At 46.0% G+C, this 24,557-nt stretch carries 17 protein-coding genes; 9 read left to right on the top strand and 8 right to left on the bottom strand.

Going from position 1 to position 24,557, the window contains the following annotated elements; genetic code table 11:
• Positions 1-71: 71 nt before the first annotated feature.
• Positions 72-512, top strand: coding sequence for a peptidylprolyl isomerase (locus RT717_RS09430; RefSeq protein ID WP_317491487.1), 441 nt, complete (start codon positions 72-74; stop codon positions 510-512).
• Between the two features lie 238 nt (positions 513-750).
• Complete coding sequence (locus RT717_RS09425; protein WP_317491486.1) at positions 751-1,983, top strand: serine hydrolase domain-containing protein; 1,233 nt, start codon at positions 751-753, stop codon at positions 1,981-1,983.
• A 3-nt stretch (positions 1,984-1,986) separates the two neighbouring features.
• Here RT717_RS09425 and RT717_RS09420 read toward each other — a convergent pair whose 3' ends face one another.
• The 4 genes from RT717_RS09420 to RT717_RS09405 form a co-directional block, all read right to left on the bottom strand.
• Positions 1,987-2,262: a UBP-type zinc finger domain-containing protein gene (locus RT717_RS09420; protein WP_317491485.1), complete on the bottom strand. Its 276-nt coding sequence runs from the start codon at positions 2,260-2,262 to the stop codon at positions 1,987-1,989.
• A gap of 81 nt (positions 2,263-2,343) precedes the next feature.
• Positions 2,344-4,722, bottom strand: a complete 2,379-nt coding sequence (locus RT717_RS09415) for an ABC transporter permease (RefSeq protein WP_317491484.1) — start codon at positions 4,720-4,722, stop codon at positions 2,344-2,346.
• Positions 4,723-4,796: 74 nt separating this feature from the next.
• On the bottom strand, positions 4,797-5,576 hold the full coding sequence (locus RT717_RS09410; RefSeq protein WP_317491483.1) for a LytR/AlgR family response regulator transcription factor: 780 nt from the start codon (positions 5,574-5,576) through the stop codon (positions 4,797-4,799).
• Positions 5,573-6,646 carry a sensor histidine kinase gene (locus RT717_RS09405; protein WP_317491482.1) on the bottom strand — a complete coding sequence of 358 codons (1,074 nt, stop codon included), beginning with the start codon at positions 6,644-6,646 and terminating at the stop codon, positions 5,573-5,575. Before RT717_RS09405 ends, RT717_RS09410 begins: the two co-directional genes overlap by 4 nt.
• 183 nt (positions 6,647-6,829) lie before the next feature.
• Between RT717_RS09405 and RT717_RS09400 the strand changes: the two genes are divergently transcribed.
• The 6 genes from RT717_RS09400 (at position 6,830) to RT717_RS09375 (ending at position 16,641) form a co-directional block, all read left to right on the top strand.
• Entirely contained in the window at positions 6,830-7,294 is a 465-nt protein-coding gene (locus RT717_RS09400) for a VOC family protein (protein WP_317491481.1), read from the top strand.
• A 147-nt stretch (positions 7,295-7,441) separates the two neighbouring features.
• Positions 7,442-8,011: a hypothetical protein gene (locus RT717_RS09395; protein ID WP_317491480.1), complete on the top strand. Its 570-nt coding sequence runs from the start codon at positions 7,442-7,444 to the stop codon at positions 8,009-8,011.
• A 284-nt stretch (positions 8,012-8,295) separates the two neighbouring features.
• Positions 8,296-11,910: a tail fiber domain-containing protein gene (locus tag RT717_RS09390; RefSeq protein WP_317491479.1), complete on the top strand. Its 3,615-nt coding sequence runs from the start codon at positions 8,296-8,298 to the stop codon at positions 11,908-11,910.
• A gap of 2 nt (positions 11,911-11,912) precedes the next feature.
• Positions 11,913-13,115 (top strand): hypothetical protein, encoded by a 1,203-nt coding sequence (locus RT717_RS09385; protein ID WP_317491478.1) that lies wholly within the window; start codon positions 11,913-11,915, stop codon positions 13,113-13,115.
• Entirely contained in the window at positions 13,112-14,155 is a 1,044-nt protein-coding gene (locus RT717_RS09380; protein WP_317491477.1) for a PorP/SprF family type IX secretion system membrane protein, read from the top strand. The genes RT717_RS09385 and RT717_RS09380 overlap by 4 nt, the downstream gene beginning before the upstream one ends.
• Before the next feature lie 155 nt (positions 14,156-14,310).
• Positions 14,311-16,641: an OmpA family protein gene (locus tag RT717_RS09375; RefSeq protein WP_317491476.1), complete on the top strand. Its 2,331-nt coding sequence runs from the start codon at positions 14,311-14,313 to the stop codon at positions 16,639-16,641.
• On the opposite strand, the gene RT717_RS09370 is transcribed toward RT717_RS09375, so the two are convergent.
• Complete coding sequence (locus RT717_RS09370; RefSeq protein WP_317491475.1) at positions 16,642-19,563, bottom strand: CHAT domain-containing protein; 2,922 nt, start codon at positions 19,561-19,563, stop codon at positions 16,642-16,644.
• A gap of 157 nt (positions 19,564-19,720) precedes the next feature.
• Positions 19,721-21,088, bottom strand: coding sequence for a sensor histidine kinase (locus tag RT717_RS09365; protein ID WP_317491474.1), 1,368 nt, complete (start codon positions 21,086-21,088; stop codon positions 19,721-19,723).
• A gap of 311 nt (positions 21,089-21,399) precedes the next feature.
• Between RT717_RS09365 and RT717_RS09360 the strand changes: the two genes are divergently transcribed.
• Positions 21,400-21,984 carry a hypothetical protein gene (locus RT717_RS09360; protein ID WP_317491473.1) on the top strand — a complete coding sequence of 195 codons (585 nt, stop codon included), beginning with the start codon at positions 21,400-21,402 and terminating at the stop codon, positions 21,982-21,984.
• A gap of 157 nt (positions 21,985-22,141) precedes the next feature.
• On the opposite strand, the gene RT717_RS09355 is transcribed toward RT717_RS09360, so the two are convergent.
• Together RT717_RS09355 and RT717_RS09350 are read right to left on the bottom strand one after the other, a co-directional pair.
• Positions 22,142-23,629: a hypothetical protein gene (locus RT717_RS09355; protein ID WP_317491472.1), complete on the bottom strand. Its 1,488-nt coding sequence runs from the start codon at positions 23,627-23,629 to the stop codon at positions 22,142-22,144.
• A gap of 8 nt (positions 23,630-23,637) precedes the next feature.
• Positions 23,638-24,378: a hypothetical protein gene (locus RT717_RS09350; RefSeq protein WP_317491471.1), complete on the bottom strand. Its 741-nt coding sequence runs from the start codon at positions 24,376-24,378 to the stop codon at positions 23,638-23,640.
• Between the last annotated feature and the right edge of the window lie 179 nt (positions 24,379-24,557).

Here is a 24,557-nt window from a genome sequence, read left to right as displayed (position 1 = left end):
GCAAGCCGAAATAAGTATAACAACCAACAAACGGTCATCGCTTAATTTACACTAAAATATCAACTAACATCATGCAAATAGCCGAGATACACACGAAGAAAGGCGTTATGAAGATCAAGTTCTTCGAAAAAGACGCTCCAAAGGCAGTAGCCAACTTTAAAGAACTAGCCAATCATAATTTCTACGACGGGCTTACCTTCCACAGGGTTATTCCTGATTTCGTTATTCAAGGCGGCTGCCCTAAAGGTACAGGAGCTGGCGGACCTGGCTACACTATTCCCTGCGAACTTGACGGCGAAAACCAATACCACGACCGTGGCGTACTCAGCATGGCGCACGCTGGCAGAAACACTGGCGGTTCACAATTCTTCATTTGCCATAGCCGCAAAAACACAGCCCACCTTGATAGAAACCACACCGTTTTCGGCAAAGTGTTCGAAGGCCTTGATGTGATAGATGCGATCAGAGAGGGTGAAGTGATGGAGAAAGTGGTGATTGTCGAGCAAGAGTAGGGAGAAGATAGAAGCTGGAAGACGGAAGACCGAAGCAGGCGTCGGTACGATGGCGCTGGCATCAGTGGTGGCAATCGTCAGACGCCTGAAAGGCTGGGAGGCAGTCGGAGGTAGACAAGTACTCAAATCTCATTTCTTTCTGTGACAGGTGGTTAATGTTTTTTTGTGACTGAATAGTAAATTTGGTCTGCACAAAAAATCACTGACCACCTGTTTCATTTTTAGTCCATCCAGCATCATGAAGTTCAAAATTTGCCTTCTTTTCATTTTCACTACGGCTCCTGCCCTATTATTCAGTCAAAAAAGCAAAGCACTCAAGCCATACTTCCCTCCGGCAGGTAGCTGGGAAGAACGCACACCGGCCGCTATGGGCGTCGATCCCTCATTGCTGCAAGAAGCAGTCGATTTCGCTATTGCCAGCGAGTCGAAAGCTTCGAGAAACCTAAAGGAGGCTCACTACCTCAGCTTCGGGAAGGAGCCCTTTGGGGACGCCGTTGGCCCGCTGAAAGAAAGAGGCCCGGCTACAGGCATGGTGATCAAAAATGGCTACATCATTGCCAAATGGGGCGATCCTGATCGGGTAGATCAAACGTTTAGCGTTGCAAAAAGCTTTCTTTCCACCACTGTTGGCCTCGCCTACGACAAAGGCCTTATCAGAGATGTGAATGACAAGGTATATCCTTACATCGGCCCGGTGATTCCCTACGAGCCAGCCCGGATGTCGCTCAACAAAGCCGAGTCGTTTGAAGAGCCTGACGTGCTGGAGCTATTTGCCTCTGAGCACAACCGAAAAATCACCTGGAACCACATGCTGCGCCAAACCAGCGACTGGGAAGGCACGCTCTGGGGAAAGCCCGACTGGGCCGACCGTCCGCCCCGTGACACTGAAGGCTGGATTGGGAGAGAAAGAAACGAGCCGGGCAGCTTTTACAAATATAACGACACGAGAGTGAACCTGCTAGCATTGTGCATTCTCAACGTTTGGAGAAAGCCACTACCAGAAGTGCTCAAAGAAAACATCATGGATCCTATTGGAGCCTCTCCTACCTGGCGTTGGCTGGGCTACGAAAATTCGTGGATCGTGCTGGACGGCAAGCCTGTGCAGTCCGTCAGCGGTGGGTCGCATTGGGGCGGCGGCATGTTCATCAATGCCTACGACCAGGCCCGTTTTGGCTATCTAACGCTACGCAATGGTAACTGGAATGGCCAGCAGCTGATTTCCGAAAAGTGGCTGAGCATGGCCAGAACACCTACACCCGTGCAGACTACCTACGGCTTCATGAACTTTTTCCTGAACACCGAGCAGAAGCCTTTGCCAAGTGCTCCGGCCTCTGCCTTTTATCATTTAGGTGCTGGTGCCAATATGATCTACGTCGACCAGGAAAACGACTTAGTCATCGTAGCCCGCTGGATTGACAGCAGCAGCATGGACGGGATTGTGGAGAGGGTGTTGAAGAGTGTGGGGAAATAAGGTTCAGCCTGATAAGTGATAACGCATAAAGGCGTCATCCTCGTAGCAGTAAGCCCAATACTCCTCAGGCTCAGCTGAAATAACCACAGGGTGGCCAGTAGCCTGAAAATGCTTCGTCATGTGGGTGCCTGGTGAAGAGTTGCAGCAGAGAGTAACGCCGCAGGTTTGGCATGTACGAAGGTGCACCCAGCTCCCGCCCATTTTAACACATTCTTCGCAGACGTGAACATCTGAAGGTTTGGGCAGAAAGTTTTGGAGGTGTGTGCAGAGGGCTTCCATGTACTTTTTGTTTCAAGTTAACATCAAGAGCTGAAATGTAAAAGTCCGACACTAAACTAGTCACAATCTCAAGATCAATTCTTACTCACACCTCAGCGCTTCCACCGGATTCACCCTCGTGGCCTTCACCGATTGAATGCTGATAACCGCTGCACAGATTCCAGCAAGAACAACCAACGGCAGCACCAGCATCCACCAGTCGACCTCAATGCGGTAAGCGAAGCTGCCAAGCCACTCGGTGAGGAGGTAGTTGGCAACAGGAATGGACAGCAACGCCGCCCAGGCGACAAGCGCAATGTAGGATCGTGAGAAAAGCAGGAGAATGCCGCCAGCACTGGCTCCGAGTATCTTTCTGATGCCGATTTCCTTATTTCGCCGCCTCACCTCGTAGGCTGTGACGCTAAGCAATCCTAAACAGGCAATGAAGATGACTATGCCTGTAAATACGGCCAGGAGGCTAGCTCTTTTTTCATCTTCTTCATACTGAAGCTGAAACTTACGATCAAGAAACGTCCAGGCAGGCAACTCTTCTCCAGCCACTTCCCAGGAAGCCTCCTGAATGATGTCCATCGCTTCAGAAAATGGGCCATTGTAGCGCACCAACATATTCCGAGACGGCATATTGTAACGAAACACCAAAGGTTCCAGCTTATCGTGTAGTGAAACCACATGGAAGTCTTCCGCCACACCAATAATTCTGTCACTCCAGTCATGCGACCAAAGGCGCTTGCCGGGAACATCTGCTATCTTCCAACCGGCGTGCTCTACAAAGGCCCTGTTGACTAAAACTCCTGAGTGAGTAGTATCGTTCTCTGCCAGATAGCGGAAATCACGTCCCGCCAGCAGGGACACTTTGATGGTTTTGAAGAAGCCTTCGTCCACCCACAACTGCTGTATGATCTCTGTTCTCTCTCCCTCGTCGGTCTCATATGTAAAGTCATTTACCGGTGGTTTTTCTCCAAGAGCATCTGTCATCGAGGCTACTCCGCCAATTTGAGTGTAAGTCATCAATCTTTCCCGGAGAGGATGATAGTTGCCAACGGCGGCATTGGGCAAATTAAACAACAGCACCTGTTCCTTTTCGAAGCCCAGGCTGTAGCCGCTAATAAACCTTAACTGCGTATACACACCAGTGATTCCGACTATCATCAGCAGGGAAACAGATAGCTGCAGCACAATCAGCGCTTTTCTCAACGACAATCCACCTCCCGACTTACCAGCGCCGTTGGTTTTCAATACTTGAACAGGTCGGAAAGAGGAAATAACAATGGCGGGGTAAGCACCTGAGAGAATGGTAATGATCAAAATAAAGAACAACACCAAAAAAGGCGCCTCCCAGCCTACCAACAGTTCAACCGGTAGCTTGTCTCCGGTGAAGTGCTGAAAAACAGGGTTCATGACAACCAGTGTGGCTGAAGAAAGCATCGTTGCCAACAGCACGTACACAAAAGCCTCGGTGAAAAACTGCATCCTGAGTGCGTTGGAGCCTACTCCAAAGGCCTTTTTCACACCAACCTCTCTGGCTCTTTTTTGTGACTGGGCCGTAACAAGATTAACATAATTGATAATAGCCAGCAGCAACAAAAAGCACCCAACAATCGCAAAACCCTGAATAAATGCCCTGTTGCCTTCGTTGGGTTGCATTTCAAACTCAAGTCGGGAGGTATAATAGATATCCGTGAGCTTCTGAGTAGAAAAAGTGATCTTGCCACCCCCCTGCTGCTCAAGCTCCGGGGCCATGTTTTCATCAAATGCCTGTTGAAACACAGGAGTGAAGTCCTCTCCTGGGTTTGACAACAGCAGGTAAGTACACCAGTTCCAGTCTCTCCAGTTGGTTGGTTTTGAATCATCCCAAAGGCTCACCAGCGCATTTGGCGTAAAGTGCCCTTTCTGGTTTACATCTTCAATTACACCTGTCACCTTATATTGGGTACCGTCGTCTCTGGAAATAACCCCACCGACTGCTTTGTTAACTTCGCCAAAATACTTTTCAGCCAGCGACCGGTTCAACACGATGGTATTGTGAGGCACAAGTGCCGTAGCCCTATCTCCAGCAAGCCAATCGTAGGTAAACATGTCCAGCACCCCCTGGCTGGCGTAGAACAACCCATGTTCGGCCACCACTTCATCGCCCTTCACCACCTGAAAGCCAGCATGAGGAATCGACCTCAGCATGGCATATTCCTCTACCGAAGGGGCATGTTCTTTCATAAAGTTGCCCAACGCAGCCGGCACCACAGCCACCGCCCGTGTATCGTCGCCAAAATTGACGTCCATCACTATCCGAATGATTCTGTCCTTGTTTTCGTGATACTGGTCGTATTGTGACTCATTGTAGCTATAGGCAAACAGCAAAAGGGAGGCAGTAATACCCACTGTAAGCCCGAGCAGGTTCATCAAAGAGTAAATCTTGTCCCTTTTGAAAACCCGAAAAGCAATGGTGAGGTAGTTTTTGATCATGAGTCAAATCAAATGGTTAAAGGTTTTGGCTCAAAACAAATGCAGTAAATCGCAAGGGACATGCAGTCAGCCGATTAGTTCATCCACTTTTGAAGGGAAGCTGAATAACTTCTGCTCGACTTTACTTTGACTCCACTCTGTAGAGTTATTAGATGGTCGTTATTCCCCACAGACTCAATAGAATGAATATAGGAAGTATTCACTATGCTGGACTTGTGCACCCGCAAGAAAGTGGTTTCGGGTAGCCTGGCTTCTATTTTTTTCATACTTTCTCTTACCAGGTAGTATTTGTCCTTTGTGTGCACTTTCACATAGTAGTCGTAGGCTTGTATCCAGATAATGGAAGCCCATTCGATAAAATACAACCTGCCATCAGCCTTGATGACGAGCTTACCTGAAAGCCCATCACTATTGACCACACTGTCAGATCTGGCGTTGTCAGTAGATAATTTAGCTATTTGCCGTATTTCTTTTGGCGCACCCGTCCCCTTATCCAAAAACAGACTAACATGCGCAACCGCCTCGTCAAGTCGCTCTTTGGTAAATGGTTTGAGCAGGTAGTCCAGCGCATGCACTTCAAATGCTTTGAGCGCATACTCGTCGAAGGCCGTGATGAACACAAAAGCAGGCAAGGGCGGTTCAAGGCTGTTGACAACTTCAAACCCGTTTACCTGGGGCATTTGTATATCCAAAAACACCAGATCGGGCCGTAGCGTGTCAATTTGCGTAATAGCATCAAGCCCATTAGCGCATATTCCAACAACCTCAAGCTGCTCATAAGCCTTCAGCATGAGAAAAAGACCTTCTCTGGCTTCCTTTTCATCATCAACTATCAAGCAGCGGACTCTTTTCAATGCCTTTCTAATTTTGAGGGTATTTCAATAACTATCTCTACTCCACCGGGAAAATCCGTTGTGGTAAACGAGAAGCTGGTGCCATAAATATAGCGAAGCCGGTGAATAGTGTTGATAAGGCCGATACCCGACGAGTCCATCAGCGTCCAACCTATGAGCCCTTTACCGGAATTAAACACTTTTAGCTGAACAGATTGCCCGACTACTGCTGCATTTATGCGCACCGAAGGTTCATCAATTCCACTTTCCCTGGCAAATCTAAAAGCATTTTCCACAATGGGTTGTAGGAGCAGCACAGGCACCATTGCAGCATTCGCTCCATCCGCCACATCAACAGAAATGGATACTTTATCATCCCTCAGCCTTTCAATTGTGATGAAATTCTCAAGTAGGTCAAGTTCTTCCTGAAGCCTGATCATCTGTTCCTTATCCCGTCGCATCACTTTTGACAAAATAGTACTCAGACTCACCAGAGCATCGACTGAGGCTTCCTTTTCGCCTTTTCTAACCATCATGGCAACATTGTTGAGCGAGTTGAAAAGAAAATGCGGCCTTAGTTGATATTGCAAGCTGCTCAGTGCTCCTTCCTTTAGCTGGTTCTCTAATTCCAGGACCTTCTCTTTATCTCTCACTATCTGATCCTTTTGCCTTAGTAGCACCACAAAAAGCAGCTGCAGGAAATAAAAAAGCGTGCATGGCAAAATAAAAACCCAATCCGATGCATAAACCAAAGACAGGCTTGAAAAATTGAAGTGTTCATTGACCTTAAATAGCCTTTCGAAAAGAATAGCAACAATCGGCGCCAGCAAAACCAATAAGAGACCGTAAAGAATGCTTATAAGACAAGCCAGCATCAGTTTCTCCCTCTCTTTGAAGGGCATTAGCCATTCGCAGGTATTGTACACAGGAACGACTAATAGCAACGCCACCGCTCCAAAGCCCAGCGGCCAATACATAATGGGTAAGTCGGCTCTTGCTCCATCTCCCGAAATACCGCCGACTAACTGTACCGTTAAGGCAAGCAGGGTGCAAATCACAATTAGCCCGGTTAAAACCTTCTTTTCTGTCATGAAAACAATAAAAGTACTAGCTTGTACTTCGGGTCACTCCTGAAATTGATTCGCTTGAGTCAGGCAACGAACCGTTGATTAAAGAAAGAAAGAACCCAAGGAATTACCAGATTGTGGCTTATATTTCTTTATCAAACTGGCAGAACACGCCACAATTAAACTGTCCTTAAACAAACACTTAAAATGAAACACATTTTCGCCACCCTTGCAGTATCACTTATTTTCTGCGCTGGCAGCTTTGCCCAGTCCACTCAGAACTTGCCGTCGCTGTCTTTCGATCACTATGCGCTCTACGTTAAAGACATGAACGTTAGTGCTGAGTTTTATATGAAGGCCCTTGGTCTGAAAGAAATGGATTGTCCGATCAAAGACGGCAGACACCGTTGGTTCTACCTGGGCAATGGACAAGAACTTCACATCATTCAGGGCGACAACAGCAAAATCCAGATGGAAAAGAACATGCACATCTGTCTGCATACAACAGATATCAAACCCTACATGAAACATTTAAACGAAGTCGGCATCCCATTTGAAAGCTGGCAGGGCAAGTCTGGCGAGTCGAATGTTCGCATTGATGGCGCCAGTCAAATCTACATCGTAGACCCCGATGGCTACTGGGTGGAGATCAATGATGCGAATACGAAATAGCGGGTCTACCAGCAACAGCATAAGCTGATGTCTTGCTCCAACACTTGTCCATAAAAGCTGGGTGCTTCATCGAACGAATCACGGCTTTCACCAAACATGCACGTCTGCCAGGGTTACTTTGCTTCGTCTCACAAGATTCAATATACTATGTTCAAACCCGTACGCTGGCTAATGGTTTTCTTGTTTCCCTTGCTCAGCTGCAGTAAGGAAGACAATCTCGTTACACCCCATGAGCTTCTTTCAGCCCACACTTGGGTTTCCAAAAACTATGTTTTTGAAGATGTGCCCACGTCGACGTTCAACTGGGACTGCCTGTTTAGTCAGGACATACCCGAATACTCTTACGAGGCGGGCGACTACGGCCGTCTTGAAGTAAGTATGGAGCTAAGCTTTTCCAAAGATAGCGTGTACAGTAGAATTCTGTTTGTCTCGAGGTACTTAAAGTGTGAGGGTTGTAGTGATTATGAGTTTGTGGAACAAACAAGCAGCACCCTTGGGGCCATTTATGTGGCCGAAAAAGATCGGCTGTGGTTTGGAAGCAGACAGGATCCGTTGCAGTACTTTTATCCAATAGAATACAAAAGCAGGAAAGAGATAGTGATCAAGGAGTTTTTCGAAGTGTCGAATGTAGTGGGTAATTCGGAATGCTTTTTCAATGATCAACCTTTGCGAAGTAACAGGCAATATGGTATCGATTTCGTCTTCAAACCGAAATGATTTTGGAAAAATTGCAAAAAAAATATTAGTCGCCAAATAACATTGACACCTGACCAAATCCATCAAGCCCAAAAAGTTCGTATGTAGAAAAAAACGGGCTTCTTCTTTTCCAGAGCCATTTTATTAAATCCTCAAATAGTCCAAGTATGTTATAATTTGTAACATCTAAAAGAGGTTCATTTTCTTGAGATTGTGTGCATCCAGCAACTTTATCAGACCAGCTCTATTAAAATATCACAATTTCGGTTACATTGAAATAGTTTTGTGTACCAACCTTTGAGCTTATGTACCGTTTTAGTCACTATTTGGGCCTCGCCGGGTTCATTGTTATAGCGCTGTCTACTGACGTATTTTGCCAGGGCAATTCTGTTGGCATTAACACCGCCACTCCCAATCCAAATGCAGTCCTTCAACTCGTTTCACCCGACAATAACCAGGGGCTTCTTATTCCTCGTCTTACCACTCCCCAGCGACTAGCCATGCAATTGCAAGCCTCAGAAAAAGGGCTGCTGGTGTTTGACGACACCGAAGGATTATTCTACTATTGGAACGGATCGGCATGGGATAAATTGCTTGTATCGCAAAATCTTCAAACATTATCTCTCACCGGCAGTCTGCTGAAAGTATCGGGAGCTAACGAAGTTGACCTGGCTGGTATTGACACTGACAAACAGAACCTTACATTTGAAGGCACCAACCTATCCATCGAACGGGGCAACACAGTTGATTTAAGCAGTCTTATTACCACCAGCGACGCCGACCCTGAAAATGAACTTCAATCGCTGGAGTTCAGTAGCGGTGTATTGACACTCACAAACGATCCAAACCTGGCTCAGGTTGACTTATCTAATTATGATACTGATGTCACTGACGATTTTGATGGCGACTATGCCAGCCTTGCCAATCTGCCGACTCTTTTTAGTGGCGATTTTGGAGATCTTTCGAATGTACCCGCCGACCTTGCGGATGGAGATGATGTGGATGATGCGGATGCGGATGCCACTAATGAGATTCAGGATATTAGCACAGACGGTACCGCTGGTGACATCTCGCTTTCCAGTGGCTCGTCCTTAACACTCAATGTGGACGACGCAGATGCGGATGCTTCCAACGAGTTGCAAACACTCTCATTGGCAGGAAGTAACCTTACACTTTCTAACAGCGGCGGAACAGTTTCCATCAACGACGCAGACTTTAGCATTACGAACGAAATCCAGGATATCAGCACTGATGCCACGCCAGGAAATATCACTTTATCCTCAGGTTCGACATTGGCCCTTAATGTAAATGACGCTGATGCTGACAATACAAACGAAATTCAGGATATTAGCACAGACGGTACCGCTGGTGACATCTCGCTTTCCAGTGGCTCGTCTTTAACTCTCAATGTGGACGACGCAGATGCCGACGCTTCCAACGAATTGCAAACACTATCACTGGCAGGAAGTAACCTTACACTTTCTAACAGCGGCGGAACAGTTTCCATCAACGACGCAGACTTTAGCATTACGAACGAAATCCAGGATATCAGCACTGATGCCACGCCAGGAAATATCACTTTATCCTCAGGTTCGACATTGGCCCTTAATGTAAATGACGCTGATGCTGACAATACAAACGAAATTCAGGATATTAGCACAGACGGTACCGCTGGTGACATCTCGCTTTCCAGTGGCTCGTCTTTAACTCTCAATGTGGACGACGCAGATGCCGACGCTTCCAACGAATTGCAAACACTATCATTGGCAGGAAGTAACCTTACACTTTCTAACAGCGGCGGAACAGTTTCCATCAACGACGCAGACTTTAGCATTACGAACGAAATCCAGGATATCAGCACTGATGCCACGCCAGGAAATATCACTTTATCCTCAGGTTCGACATTGGCCCTTAATGTAAATGACGCTGATGCTGACAATACAAACGAAATTCAGGATATTAGCACAGACGGTACCGCTGGTGACATCTCGCTTTCCAGTGGCTCGTCTTTAACTCTCAATGTGGACGACGCAGATGCGGATGCTTCCAACGAGTTGCAAACACTATCATTGGCAGGAAGTAACCTTACACTTTCTAACAGCGGCGGAACAGTTTCCATCAACGACGCAGACTTTAGCATTACGAACGAAATCCAGGATATCAGCACTGATGCCACGCCAGGAAATATCACTTTATCCTCAGGTTCGACATTGGCCCTTAATGTAAATGACGCTGATGCTGACAATACAAACGAAATTCAGGATATTAGCACAGACGGTACCGCTGGTGACATCTCGCTTTCCAGTGGCTCGTCTTTAACTCTCAATGTGGACGACGCAGATGCCGACGCTTCCAACGAGTTGCAAACACTCTCACTGGCAGGAAGTAACCTTACACTTTCTAACAGCGGCGGAACAGTTTCCATCAACGACGCAGACTTCAGCATTACTAACGAAATCCAGGATATCAGCACTGATGCCTCGCCAGGAAATATCACTCTGTCATCAGGCTCAACACTGGCCCTTAATGTGGACGATGCAGATGCTGACCCAACCAATGAAATTCAGGACATCAGCACCGACGCAACGTCAGGGAATATCACCCTGTCATCAGGCTCAACATTGGCTCTTAATGTCGACGATGCAGATGCTGACCCAACCAATGAAATTCAGGACATCAGCACCGACGCAACGTCAGGGAATATCACCTTGTCATCAGGCTCAACATTGGCTCTTAATGTCGACGACGCAGATGCCGATCCAACCAACGAAATTCAAGATATCAGCACCGACGCAACAGCAGGAAATATCACCTTGTCATCGGGTTCAACATTGGTCCTTAATGTCGACGATGCAGATGCCAATCCAACCAACGAGATTCAAGACCTGAATCTGACTGCGAATACGCTAGCAATCACCAACAACGGCTCGGCCACAAACATTGACCTCAGCCCCTACCAGCAGGATATATCTATTTCAGGAAATACAGTGAGCATTAGTGGAGGAACTGGTTTCAATCTAACAACCACTTCCCCCAATCCAATGGATATTCTTAAGTGGGATGGCTCTAACTGGGATACTGGAACTGATAATGTCAATGATGCGGATTCGAACCCCACGAATGAACTCCAAACGCTAACGCTGGTAGGCACCGACTTAACCATTCAAGGTAAAAATACCATAGATTTAAGCCCTCTTGGCGTGCTGCCAGACCAATCTGGGTTCGGCGTGGGAGATTACCTGACAACCAACGGAACTGGGGCAAGTTGGAGCCCGCTGGTCGTAGGGAGTGCGGAAATCACTAATGGGACTATCTCTGCAATAGACATTAACGCATCTGTCGCCGGCAACGGCTTATCGGGAGGAGCCGGCACACCTCTGGCAGTCAATTTATCAGGCACATCCGGCCTTCAAATAACTTCTGATCAGTTAGAAATGCAAAATGTCATAACTGCAGGAACTTATAGTACTTTGATTACGGCTCAGGTACAAGTAGATGCCAAAGGCAGGGTACTCTCCTTCAGTGCAAGTGACGTTAGGTTGAAAAAAGAAATCAGCAAAATCTCAGGGGTTCTGGACAGGCTTGTTGAAGTAAATGGATATACCTATCATTATATCGACCAACAGGACAGCGTTCTTCACCACGGCCTCATAGCGCAAGAGCTACAGGAGTTATTTCCAGACTTGGCTGTTATGGGAGCCAACGGATATTATAGTGTCAACTACCAGGGCCTCATCCCCATCCTCATCGAAGCCCTCAAAGAAGAACACGCCAGAGTTTCCGGTTTGCAAGAAGAAATCGATGAGATGAAGGCTCAACTATCCTCCAACGACGAGCGGTTCAAAACCCTCGAAGCAAAGCTTGATCTTCTTATTCAATCCACAACTACCGCCAAAGCACCTGCTTCCAGCCAGGAATAGACATGCGCCTTCTATTCTTCATATCGATCCTTTTTGCAGGTGTGCAATGCCTGGCCCAGCCGTTTACGCTACAGCCGAATGCCTCTATGTATATAGAAGGCAATGCGAAGGTGTTTTTCAGCAACGAGGTGAATTTTGAAGGTTCACTTGACAACAGAGGCACTCTGATTTTAAGTAAAGATGTCGACTTTGCAGCAAACACCTCAGCTGGCTCGATGGAGTTTACAGGAGTCGCCGACCAAAAGCTGACTGGTAGCGAGCTGTTGGCCAAAGACCTTATCCTTTTCAAGCAGGGTCGCTTGTTTTTGTTCGCCAATACAATAGATGTATCAGGCATGCTTGACATGAACAAAGGCTACCTCTACCCACAAGCTACAAAGGTGCATGTGAGTAGTGGGCAGATCGCTGGCGGGTCGGCGGAAAGCTATATTGAGGGCAAGATAAGCCAAACCTCCGTTGGAAATGCCCTCTACTACCCTATGGGAATAGACGGATATTTCAATAGCCTCTCTCTGCTGCAAGCATCTCAGGGAGATAAAATCGCTGTGGAAATAGCTATTCCTGACGCTTCTCTTTTGGTGCCCGGCGATTCACTGATCGGCCTGTCGGATGAAGCACAGTGGATAGTTACCAAAGAAAGTGAGAAGAACCTTGCCACCACCGTTGAAGTTAATTTCGACGGCTTTGAACTCAATGCTCTGGTGAACACTCAAACGATACGGGCTCACAGGTACGGGCCGGTAATTGCCCATTTAGATGCTGAAGAGGGAAAATACTTTCAGCTGGGCATCGGTTCACTCACCGACACCGACTCGCTGACTTACGGCATGTTAACCTCTGCCAAAACCCTGGTACTGCGAAACGAGCCCAAGTACGTTAGTCTTGGCAGAATGCCTTTAAGCTCCGGGCCTGCGTTTTTCGTACCCAACATATTTGCGCCCCGTGCCTCTCTGGAGGAAAACAGGCTTTTCAGGCCATTTCTTGCAGGTATCCCTGTTGAAAAGTTCACAATGGCCATCTGGGACGGGTACAATGTAGAAATGTACAGCGTCAATCAAACCGATGTGGTACTTGATGAGCTGGGTTGGGATGGGTCCACAAAAGGTGGTGCGGCAGCCTCAGAAGGGGTTTACTACTATTCAGTTCAGGTGGTTACGCCACAGGGGTCATTCAGTAAAAAAGGATCATTTATTTTACTGCGATGAAAAGAAGCACACTCATCGGCCTTATTCTTCTTCTGTTCATTGGACAGATAAAAGCCCAGGGCGGGCAGTTTTCGCAGTTCTACTCCAGCGCTATTTTTGTTAACCCGGCGTTTGCAGGAACAAATCCGTACCTTTCAGCCAGGATAAACTTCAATAAAAGTAAGCTGGCAGGGGACGGATCACTTCATGATCTCAGCCAGGCCACCGTCTCCTACCCTGTTTTTCAAAATACCAGCAGGAAATTTCAAGTAGGTGGAGCGGGTCTTACTTTCTTTAAGGAAACCCAGGGCATTCAGGGTGCCTTTTCTACACAAAAAATATTGCTTACAGGTGCCTATGCACTCAAGCTGAAGCGGTTACGAAATAACACTTTGATCTTTGGATTACAGGGAGGCGTTACACAAACAAGAATATCTCTGAATGGATTACAATGGGGATCGCAGTACAACCCCTATATTGGCTTCGACAATACACAAAATCCGGAGGACATTGGCAAGCTGTCGTCTTACCATCCTGTTTTCAATTTTGGCGTTTTGTATTCCGCCATCGATAACCCCAATGCGATGTTCAGGGATCGGTCGTTTACCATTGGGCTCTCTGCCGACAATCTCAACACACCAAAAAGCCGGTTTGGTGGCCTATACCTCACCGACAACCCTATACTGTTCAAACTGGTATCAAACGCCAAGTTTATTGTTACGCCAAAAACATATGTGCACCCTTCCCTATTGGTGGCATACTCATCACAAAGCTATCAGGTGAACCTTGGCACCTACCTTTCACATCAGATCAACAGCACCATGTCCGATGTTGCTTTGACGCTGCAAGTAGGCACATGGTACCGGTTGTTTGATTCATTCATTGTACTAGGCGGTTTCAAAATCAACGACTTTAGTGCAGGCATTAGTTACGACCTCAATTCGAATACTTATCGTAACAATGAGATTTATGGTCAAATTGCACCATCATTTGAAGTATCTTTGGGATATGACTTCAACTTCCGCAATAACCCATTCAAGGTTAATAGCCCAATATTCTAAGACATGAAATAGCCATAAGGAGAGCGATAAACATCGGAAATGAATAAAATCGTAGAGCAAGTAACTTTCATTTCAAAGCGATTTGAGCTATTCCCGCTTCGGCGGACCGATCGCTCCGGCGAACCGGTGGCCGCTGAAAAACAAATTTTATACAGATGAAATTTTTTTGGTCTGCGTTGCTGCTTGCTTTTTCATTGCATGTCTCCGGTCAGTCTGTTGAAAAACTGAAGAAGGTGGCCGACGAATACTACGATGCGGAAAGGTACCTTGAGGCAGCGGAGTTTTACGAAAAGGTGATCTCTCTTTCTCCCGGCGACCTTGAGTCGAGATACAGGCAGGCGTTTAGTTACTTAAAAAGTACCAACTACAACACAGCGGAGGAGAAATTCAGTGCATTGAGCGTGATTTCCGGCCCTCATCAACCGTCCTCCATTTACTACCACGGGTTTCTGACAAAGATCAAGGGAGACTTTAAAGCTGCGGACTCCATCTTTAGCACTTTCCTCCAGCTCGAACCAGCTAGCCAGGAAAAACTTTTGTCGCTGGTTAAATTTCAGAAGGCAGGTTGTGAGCTGGGCATGCGGCTCCAGCGAGCGAAGCCCAAGTATAAACTCACTTCTCTGACAGACGTTAATTCAGATCAAAACGACCTTGGGGTGATCGAGTGGCCGGTTAATGGCAACCTCGTGATGTCTACGACCCGAAAAGTACACTCTCTCCAATATTATGACCCTAAGTTTGGCGACTATCTGCCCAGCCTTATATCGTACGGCAAAGCCAATAATAACAAATGGAAGGAAACCGCATTTTTCAAAAAACTCAACACCCGATGGTCGCAGGGCACAGGCTCATTTACCGGTGATGGCCGTTCGTTTTACTATAGTGATTGCAACAAAGAAAGTACCTGCAAAGTGCTTGTCACCACCTGGGACGGAAAAAACTGGACGGAGCCTGCCCAGCTTGACACTACTATTAACATGCCTGGTACTGATGTAAAGCATCCGTTTGTAACAGCAAGTGCCGACACCCTCTTTTTCTCCTCCAACAGACCCGGAGGTCAGGGCGGGCTCGACATTTGGATGAGCCTTCGGATTGACAGCAGCAGGTGGACAACAGCTATCAATCTGGGAGAAAGAATCAATACGCAGGGCGACGAAATAACGCCTTTCTACTCCCCTGCCTATAGCTGCCTGACGTTCGCCTCCAACGGGTTGGCTGGTTACGGTGGTTTCGATCTGTACCTGGCCAAGCAGCTGTCCTTTTTCGAACCCAAAGTATATAACCTGGGGGTGCCCTTTAATAGCACGCTGGACGACACCTACCTTTTCCTGGGAAAAAGCGGCTACTTATCATCCAACAGAGATGGGAACAGGCTGGATGTCATGGCATTTCCGTATGGAAGCCTTAAGGAGTTTTTTGAATACATCATGACAAACGATGCCATTATCGACTTTCAGTATTATACAGCCTCTTCATTAGACCTTTACACCTTCCGGATGGACGACTACCAGGGCTACGACATCTTTTTTCCAACAGGGAGAGAATCCGCCCCGCCAACTTTCAATACAACAACTGAGCTTATCAATATACATGGTGCTGGTGTAACGCCTGGGGAGCTTGTCAGGCTGACTATAGACTCACGGACTGATATTCTGACGCTGGCCAACCCGTCTGGCCATTTTGCGTATCTGCTGTCTCCTGACAGCCTCTCGAATAAATACACCATCAACACACCAAGCAAGCTACAGGCCGTGGTGAATGAAGTAGATACTGCGGGGAGCTTTTATGAGTATGCTTACGAAAAAGTCTATTTCAACTACGGGAGCTCGTATTTAAGAAGTGAAACTTTTGTGGCACTCGATGACCTGGTGAGGCAGTTTGAAGAAAGCAATATTGCCCTGATTGACATTCAAACGCATGCCGATAGCAGAGGCGACAAAGATTACAATAGGGCACTGAGTGAAAAAAGGGGCGTTTCCATCATGAAATACCTGTTATCGAAAGGGATACCCGAAGCCAAAATGAGGGTGTTCGCTTTCGGGGAAGAGGAGCCCATTTCTGAAAATGACTCCTGGTATGCACGGTTCTTTAACCGACGGGCTCAAATTATCATCCATACAGAAACTCAGGTCGCTTATAATAAGCCAGAAACGTTTCTGGTAATGAGATCGCTGGACCTTAAGTCAGCAGCGCAAAATTTGGGCATTGCACCAAACAAGCTCAAAGAATGGAATGGCATCGACAATCGTGACCTGACGGAAGGCCATACGCTGAGAGTATTTGATGCCGGGCACAAAACGCCAAGCATGCGCAACCTCATCAATCAAAAAGATATTGATGATAATTTTTTCCTGTACACAGTAAAACCAGGCGAATCACTAGAATCTATTGCCAGAAAGTTCAAAACCATTGAAGAGCTTATATACGAAATAAATCAACTCGAAGAAGAGTTAAAGCCCGGGGACGAAATAATAGTGATGTTGTAATTACTTCTTCGATACAAGAATAAAGGCTCCCCATGTAAAGGGATCCGGGTATTGTTGTTTAAAACGCTGTCTTGCTGTGAAAAAAGAGTCTTCTATGGAATGTTCTTTCACAAATTCTGAATAAAACATATTCATGAAGTTTTTTGTAGCGGTGTCGTTCACCTTTACCAGAGAAATAATAAGATTGCTTGCCCCCGCCACCAAAAAAGCCCGCTGTAAGCCGTAAACACCCTCTCCATTCTTAACTGTTCCAAGTGCCGTTTCGCAAGCCGACAGGACGACAAGCCTGGTTTGATCAAGCTTAAGGTTCATTGCTTCATAGGCAGTCAAAATTCCATCGTCCTCGGTACTCTTATCTTTGGCCAGATAAACGCCCGAGTTGAGCAACGCACTTTGCCGCTTGCTGTCTTCCTCAAAATAGCCATGAGTTGCCAGGTGAAGTATGCCAGGATCCTGATTAAGTTTAAGGTTGCTCTCTGTGGCACTCAGATAATAGAAGTCCGAAACCTTCCACTTTCCTCCCTGTAGAATATCGGTTACATCATCAGCCTCCCTTTCCGCTTCTGGCAGTGGGTTGAGTGGTGAAGTCAAAGTCAGGGTTGTAAAGTCAGGATTACCAAAAATAGCCGCCGTATTCAGCTTATTAGCGGCTTCCTTGCCTCCCTGAATAAAGTCTTTGCCACTGGTGATGTGCACTAGCTTATATTTGTCTGACACGTATTGCTCTGTAGCCGAATCATACAATATGGCCGGGTTTAACTTGTGATAGATGCCATCCGGAGCGTAATAGACCTTCCTGTCTGTTTTAAGTTCATTGTCAATTTTTTTCCAGAATACATTATATGAAGACGCATCTTCAAGGCCGTATCTGAGGGAATTTTTATAGAAAGTATATTGATCCACCAGCTGCTCACTGCCATCAAGCTTGATCCTTTTTAGCTGGTTAGAGCCTCCCTGCAGAATGAACACCACGTAGCTGCTCCGGTCATCAAACCCCTGCTCGGCTCCCAACTTACCCAGCTTGAATGAGTAGTTCCTAAACTCAATCACCTCTACTAAAACAGCGCTATCGGCAATATTCTTCTCCACATCCTGCCAGCTGTAGAAAGAGAGCTCACTCTGAGAGGAGAATGTAGATGACAGGAGCGCCATCTTTTTTTCCAGGTTGTTGCACTGCTCTTCCAGGCTTGCAATGTTGATTCCTCTCAAAGTCAGTTCATGTTCAGAGAGAAGATAGCTTTGAGCCAGCATGTACTTTGCTTCTCTCCACTTAACAAAGCTGTTCTTGACGACCGGATCAGGATTTTCCAGCATGGTAGTGCGCATCTTGTCGGCCGCATAAAACAATACTGATTTTGTGTTCAAATAGTAGTTATAAACCTTTTCAGTCCACTCAGTTTCAAAATATCTTTTCCCGAAGGAAATACTCGCAAACCGCTCCAGGTTAAACTTAATGTCTTCAAAAAATAGCTGCCTTTGCTGATCGGTGAGTACAGGAAACACCGATTGCATGTGGTGAATTTCTGCTTTCAGTGCTTCGTCGAAATGCTCGAGAGCCTGAAGTGTGTCGCCTTTATTCAAAAAGTGAACGCCGAGGTCGTTGAGACTCTTCGCATACATCGGGTGTTTCTCTCCCAGCTTTTCCTTCCTGATCTTCAGTGCTTGCAGCAAAAGCTTCTCCGACAACTCCACATACCCAAACGCCTGATAAATCAGTGCTATATTGTTAAGTGTTGTGGCATATCGGGGGTTTTCCGGCCCATAAATGGTTTTATCCAAATCAAGCACCCTCATATAGATATTAAGGGCGCTATTGATGTCTCCCAGGCTTTTCTGTACATTGGCCAGGTTGCTCAGCACATTAGCATAGTCGGGGTGAACGCCCCCATACAGCTCCCGCATAGCCGCAGCACTCTCCTGAAACATAACGAAAGCCTTTCTGTAGTCTCTTTTCTTCGAATAGATAGCACCAATGTTGTTGGTCACATAGGGCGATATTTCAATCCTACTGCCTGCATAGTGCAGCAAATCCTCAAAATATGCCTCTGAGGTAACCAGGTCATTGATCCTAAAGTACAATACAGCAAGGCTATTAAGTGTCTCTATTCTCAGCAGCGAGTCTGAGGGATAGCGCTCCTTTTTCAATTGCAAATTACTTAGCAGCTGGTTTTCCGAGGCAGAAAACTCTCCTTGATCAAGTTTTATCGCCGCCAGCCTGTCAAGTGCCCGCAAATGCATAACCTCATTCTTTCCCTTTAGGGCTTCTATCGCCTGGTTCAGGGCAACTTCGCCTTCCTCATAGTCACCCATGTCCCTCAGCAGCGTACCATACTCAGTCAGCAAGGCTCCCTTTATGGAATCATTTTCTGAAAAATACTGGGAGGTCAACCTAAGTGCCCGCTCAAACTGACTTCGGCTCTTTTCATACTGACCTACCTCCATATAGAAAAGTCCATTTTTATAGGTAGCGTCGAGGTAAATAGGGCTCTGTTCGGAATAGTTCTTTCGCACAAGCGAATCGGCCCAAAGCAAATACGATTCAGCTGCCAGGTAGTCGCTGTTGTTCTGATAAGCCACCGAAAGGTTCAAACAAATTTTGATAAGCCCCGGACTCAGGCTATCATATTGCGCTACCTCTTCCTTCAAGCTATTTTGAATGGCTCTGATAGCTCTGTTGTGTTCTGCAAAGCCCAGGTATATAAGCCCAATATTATTGTATGCCTCTGCGTACCCCACCTCCCTCTGACAAAGCCCCGAATCGAGCTTTGAGATGAGTTGATCGGCAAAGTACAAAGACCTGACCCTATCTGTTTTTGAGTAGTAGTTAGCGCTATCCAACTGTTCCAGGCAATTTTGAGAAAGGACCAGCGTTGGAGTTAAAAAAAATGCAAACCAGAAAAGATGGAAAAGTAGTTTATTCATAATAGGATTCAATCCTATATACGCACGAAACTAGCAGTTGCGGATTAGCAAAACATAAATTTTCCTTCAAATATTTATATGAAAAGGATGGGCGGTCTTCGTTACATCGATCCCGATGAGAATTACTGCAATAAATAACTTTTATGCAGTGGGGCTATTATTTTGCGAGGTGCCTGGAGATAGTGAAATAAAAACTACTTCCACTGCCTGCCTTTGACTCTACCCAAATCTTTCCTCCATGGAGTTCAACTATCTTTTTGCAGAATGCTAATCCTATTCCAGTGCCCTGATAAGCGGTGTCACTATGCGCTCTTTTAAAAATGATGAATATCTTGTCAAGGTTATCCTTATCTATCCCAATGCCATTGTCCTTGATTAAAAATTCATAAAAATCACTTCGCTCTTTAACTGACACTTCTATGACTGGTTTCACGGTCGGGCTCCTAAATTTAATGGCATTGCTGATCAGGTTTTGAAACAACTGATTGAAATCCAGCGGAAAAACAGCTACACGGTCCATATCCCTGACCGATTCATCAATTATAAGTTTTGCACCACTTTCCGAAACGGCTGAGCGCAAATCGCTGGCAACATTTCTTATCACTTCTTCGCATCTAACTTCTTCAAATGCCAATTGCCTGCCAATGCGGGAATAGTCTAAAAGACCTTTAATTAACATCTTCAATCGTTCGACGGAAAAAGAAATGTAATCCAGGCCTTTTTCGAAATCTCTGGCTGCGTTCCTTGCGCTCGGAAGCTTCAGTACCTCGGTGATTCCCAGAATAGTATTAAGCGGCTCTTGAAGATCGTGTGAAGCTATATAGGTAAACTGCTCCATCTCCTCATTTTTTATTTTTAACTCTTTAACAAGCCTGGCAGACTCAATAACCTCATTCTTTATATTTTCTTTGAGTGAGCTTTCCTTCTCCAGCGTTTGAGTAAACCCGGAAGTTAGCATCTGTATGGACGCTGCAAACAAAATACTTAACAACACCTGATTTGAGGCTACTGCCAGCCAGGCCTCAGGTGTGTAAATGGTAACCATGGCCGAGTCCATCACTTGCAGTTGCATACCCAGAGCGAACAACAGGCAAATAACTGTATTGATAAGAATACACCAGTAGGCCAATTTGCTGGAGTAGATAAGACTGACGAAGATGACCGTGGACAGGAGATACAAAAGACCAGGGCCGTAAGCTCCCATGTAATACAACAAGCTCACAGACAACAAGTATAGCGTGAATACATATATAAGCTTTCGACAACGCAGGCTTAGTCTTTTTGAGAAGGTAACCAACACTATCAACACTATCGCCAGGCTATCGTAAAACGCTATCGCAGTTTGATCAAGGTAATAGCATATTGCCATTGCGGGAATATAGGCAATCATGCACACAGGCAACGTGTAAACAACTATGACGTAAAACAGCTTGTCACGCCAGTAATCTACTCCTTTTATTTCGGGGACAGTTTCCTTTGACAGGTTTGACGCTATCAGCTCCCTATATCTTGACCAAAAATTCATGCGACATATTTAATGCTACAAAAAAACAATACTCAAATTGATGGATGGAGCTAATTGTCTAACGAAGTTAACGAATAGGGAGTGCAACGGATGTGTGTACCAATGTCAAATTCGATAAATGAAAACGCAAATTACCTCACACGATTGCGTACGGCCCTTTCAGATAATCGTGTTTCGACAAACAATGCTTCGCTGTAGAGCAATATTAACTTAAGTTTTCCTAAATTCACTTAACTAATGTCAGGGACGGCGGGCACGATGTCACGTGTGCCTGATCATTTCAACACTCTGCAACCTCTAAAATGAAACTTATGAAAGCGATTATACTTATCGGTCTTTTGATTACTGTTCACGCCAATGGCTATAGTCAGAATGTTCCCTCATCAGACATTCAGATAAAGACAGCCTTGCTTGCCGCACCTACGGAGCTTAAGGACGGCGCCAAGGTTTATGGCTACAATAGTGCAGGAGAGTTCACCACGCTTCGTGAGGGGTCAAACGGGCTAATATGCCTCGCCGATGATCCCAACTCTAAGGGCTTCAATGTGGCCTGCTACCAAAAAGATCTCGATCCGTTTATGGCAAGAGGCAGAGAATTGAAAAAGGAAGGCAAAACATCGCAGGAAATATTCGACATCAGAGAAACGGAAACAAAGGCAGGTAAAATAAATATCCCTAAAGGCAGTACACTATATGTTTACAACGCAGAAGACGGCGATGTTACCTGGGCTTCCGGTGAAGTGGTTAACGGCTACTTAAGATATGTGGTGTATGTCCCTTTTGAAACTTCTGAGTCAACCGGCCTTCCTACAAAACCAGAATTTGCAGGGCAGCCATGGATCATGAACCCTGGCACTCACAGGGCACATATCATGCTTAGTCCACCAAGAGAGTAGTAACTCTTTCCTTTTTCGCTTTTTCTGGTGAGCATTTAAACGAAAAGCCAGGGAACAGAGAACCTGCGTCTTTGAACTTAGTGTTGCGTTGGGGGCACAGATCAATTAATATGCCTACGAGCAGAAGAAGTACAAAGCAAGGGCAGTGGCAGTTCGTCTATTTGAGTATAAATTTCACTGTTTTTTCAGCACGACCATCGAATATTTTCAGAATATACATAGTAGCTGATATCAGGTCAGTTGAGATCGGTAACGTGATATGTTGCTGCCCCTCGTGCAAATAAATGCCACTTTCGGTAAGCACATTTCCTCCCGCTTCGAAAAGGGTTAAATAAGCCTGGTCACTATCAGCAGCAAATACGTCAAAGATTAGGCTTCGGCCTTGCTTGTCGAAGCTAACATTGTGCACTTTCAATTCAGCCTGATGCAAATCAGCATTATTATAGCGTACAGTCTTAGAAAAGCTGTATTTGCCATCAAAGTCAACCTGCCTGACCCGGTAGTAGGTGGATAATCCAGCTTTCGGATTGAGCGGGCTGCTGTACCTGTTAACCACTTGAGTTGATCCACTTCCGTCCAATTTTGAGATAGTATAGAAGTGAACACCGTCAGTACTTTCTTCGACGCTGAAATAGTCATTATTCTCTTCCCAGGCTGTACTCCAGTTCAGCACTGTCTTTTGGCCCTTTTCCTCAATCCAAACGTCAATAAACTCAACAGGAAGTACCTCTTCCTCTCCCAATACAGAAAAGGGACTCAGTGAAGTAATACCTGATCGGGTGGTAAAGAAAGGCCCCAGCCCACTTGCCGAAGCTGCCGAGTTAGCATCCCATGCACCGCCCGTATAGTGACTAACGTAAGAACGGTCTCTGTCGAAGGAGGCAGATTCATCCCCCGTATTCCAGTACATTGTAAATGACACATCGATTACTGAAGCGTCGCTGCTAACCTGCCACGTCTTATTTACCCGTGGCAGCGAAACCGGGTCGCCCATCACCCCATTTTCCAATACGTTGTCATGTACCCTCACGGAAAAGTTGCCAGCAGACCCTGTTGCCGACTGCGTAACAGCTATAGGCGTAAAAGTAGCTTGGCCAACAGGAAAAATAACAGGCGTATTGTCATTAGCTACAGGCATCGTTAAGGTTCCCGCTCCGGTGGTTTTCACCCATCCGTTGGTAAAGCCGATGGTACCTCCATCACTTATTGTCAAATCATTGTCACCTAAAATAATGCTTGCGCTACCCATGCTTAGGCCGCCTCTTAAGTTCACGTCTTTCTCGAGGGTTAAATCGTTGGTAGCCGCAACATTCTTAAAGTGAGTCTTTGAGTTTCCTCTTATGACAGGCGTCGCTCCCGCAAAGACAACTGTGCCTGTGGCGTTTTCGAGCACATTGATGGCGCTGCTGTTATTGGCCCAATTTCCCTCGAGGTAAATCGTTCCTTCCAATACAATATCACCTTGCAAAACACCTTCGTCAGCGATGCTTACCGAAGCGTCAGAGCCACCGAGCACCTTCAAAAACGCTCCGCTTTTAACAACAATTGTTGCGCCATTATTCAAAACACCAGCAGACTGTGCGCTGAGTACATCTACGTTTATTATGTAAGCCGTCAAAAGCAATACGAGTGTTCTAATCTTCATGGCATACACTAGTTAATTCTGTAAACCATGAAATTCATGGAAGAGGCGTCAAAGGTGGTACTGCTTATATGGTTCACATAAAACCAAAGCTCCAGATAGTCGCCGGCAGCAAGCGATATCAATCCGCTGAAGTTGCCAACGTCAGTCGTGCCAGTTTTCATGGTCTTTTTTGCGGTAAGATTAGTGGCAGTTACCCCATTTTTGTGTACCTCAGCCCATACTTCACGGTCTGCTTGAATACCTGACATTGTAAAGGCTAAATAAATTTGTACCATGTAAATACCACCGCCTTCAGAGCCAATCACTATTTTATCGGGTATGCTTACAGAAGAGCCTTCTGTAATGGTCAGTTCATCGCCTCCGGCGGCTTGGCTGGCAGAACCGCTTACGAAGCCAATCCATGTTTTGCTTGGCAAAACCGACGACAAATTTGACGTGAGGTGAATTTCTCCATAGCTGGGTCTTCGCAAATTACCAGCATCCCATACCTCATGCCATTCGCCACTCCTGAAAATCATCAATTCAGAAAAATCGGAGTCAAATACTAAAAGCCCTTCGGCCGGAGAGGAAATAGATGTTCGCTGGCTGGTTGTTAGCCGGGGAGGCAGGAAACCCTTGGTAGAGGATTTAACATCCAACATGGCCGACGAAGCCCCGGTATAGCTGTCATCGTCAGTAACAATGACTTGCTGACCATAACTTTTGGCCGTAAGCAAGCAAATAACAAACAGTAGATAGAATCGAGTCATGAGAGTATAATTTAAACCTATACAAAGGTGCTCCCATAAAAACCTTATAGCTGACTCATCTTCCGTAATTTATAACCCGAGTAAGAAAACTGGATAGACACGAATAAAAACAGGCCTTTATGCCCAATATGGCATTCAGTAAAGAATAACTGAATGTAAGTTTTCCCTCTTAGTGGTAC

The organism is Imperialibacter roseus, assembly GCF_032999765.1.
Taxonomy (GTDB): Bacteria; Bacteroidota; Bacteroidia; order Cytophagales; family Cyclobacteriaceae; genus Imperialibacter; species Imperialibacter roseus.
Note: the sequence above shows the minus strand (reverse complement) of the source record. Positions and strands in the feature narration are given on the sequence as shown.

What these genes read in the sequence shown, in the direction of transcription:
- RT717_RS09430 (WP_317491487.1), top strand. Translation starts at nt 72, where the DNA reads ATGCAAATAGCCGAGATACACACGAAGAAAGGCGTTATGAAGATCAAG.
- RT717_RS09425 (WP_317491486.1), top strand. Translation starts at nt 751, where the DNA reads ATGAAGTTCAAAATTTGCCTTCTTTTCATTTTCACTACGGCTCCTGCC.
- RT717_RS09420 (WP_317491485.1), bottom strand. Translation starts at nt 2,262, where the DNA reads ATGGAAGCCCTCTGCACACACCTCCAAAACTTTCTGCCCAAACCTTCA.
- RT717_RS09415 (WP_317491484.1), bottom strand. Translation starts at nt 4,722, where the DNA reads ATGATCAAAAACTACCTCACCATTGCTTTTCGGGTTTTCAAAAGGGAC.
- RT717_RS09405 (WP_317491482.1), bottom strand. Translation starts at nt 6,646, where the DNA reads ATGACAGAAAAGAAGGTTTTAACCGGGCTAATTGTGATTTGCACCCTG.
- RT717_RS09400 (WP_317491481.1), top strand. Translation starts at nt 6,830, where the DNA reads ATGAAACACATTTTCGCCACCCTTGCAGTATCACTTATTTTCTGCGCT.
- RT717_RS09395 (WP_317491480.1), top strand. Translation starts at nt 7,442, where the DNA reads ATGTTCAAACCCGTACGCTGGCTAATGGTTTTCTTGTTTCCCTTGCTC.
- RT717_RS09390 (WP_317491479.1), top strand. Translation starts at nt 8,296, where the DNA reads ATGTACCGTTTTAGTCACTATTTGGGCCTCGCCGGGTTCATTGTTATA.
- RT717_RS09385 (WP_317491478.1), top strand. Translation starts at nt 11,913, where the DNA reads ATGCGCCTTCTATTCTTCATATCGATCCTTTTTGCAGGTGTGCAATGC.
- RT717_RS09380 (WP_317491477.1), top strand. Translation starts at nt 13,112, where the DNA reads ATGAAAAGAAGCACACTCATCGGCCTTATTCTTCTTCTGTTCATTGGA.
- RT717_RS09375 (WP_317491476.1), top strand. Translation starts at nt 14,311, where the DNA reads ATGAAATTTTTTTGGTCTGCGTTGCTGCTTGCTTTTTCATTGCATGTC.
- RT717_RS09370 (WP_317491475.1), bottom strand. Translation starts at nt 19,563, where the DNA reads ATGAATAAACTACTTTTCCATCTTTTCTGGTTTGCATTTTTTTTAACT.
- RT717_RS09365 (WP_317491474.1), bottom strand. Translation starts at nt 21,088, where the DNA reads ATGAATTTTTGGTCAAGATATAGGGAGCTGATAGCGTCAAACCTGTCA.
- RT717_RS09360 (WP_317491473.1), top strand. Translation starts at nt 21,400, where the DNA reads ATGAAAGCGATTATACTTATCGGTCTTTTGATTACTGTTCACGCCAAT.
- RT717_RS09355 (WP_317491472.1), bottom strand. Translation starts at nt 23,629, where the DNA reads ATGAAGATTAGAACACTCGTATTGCTTTTGACGGCTTACATAATAAAC.
- RT717_RS09350 (WP_317491471.1), bottom strand. Translation starts at nt 24,378, where the DNA reads ATGACTCGATTCTATCTACTGTTTGTTATTTGCTTGCTTACGGCCAAA.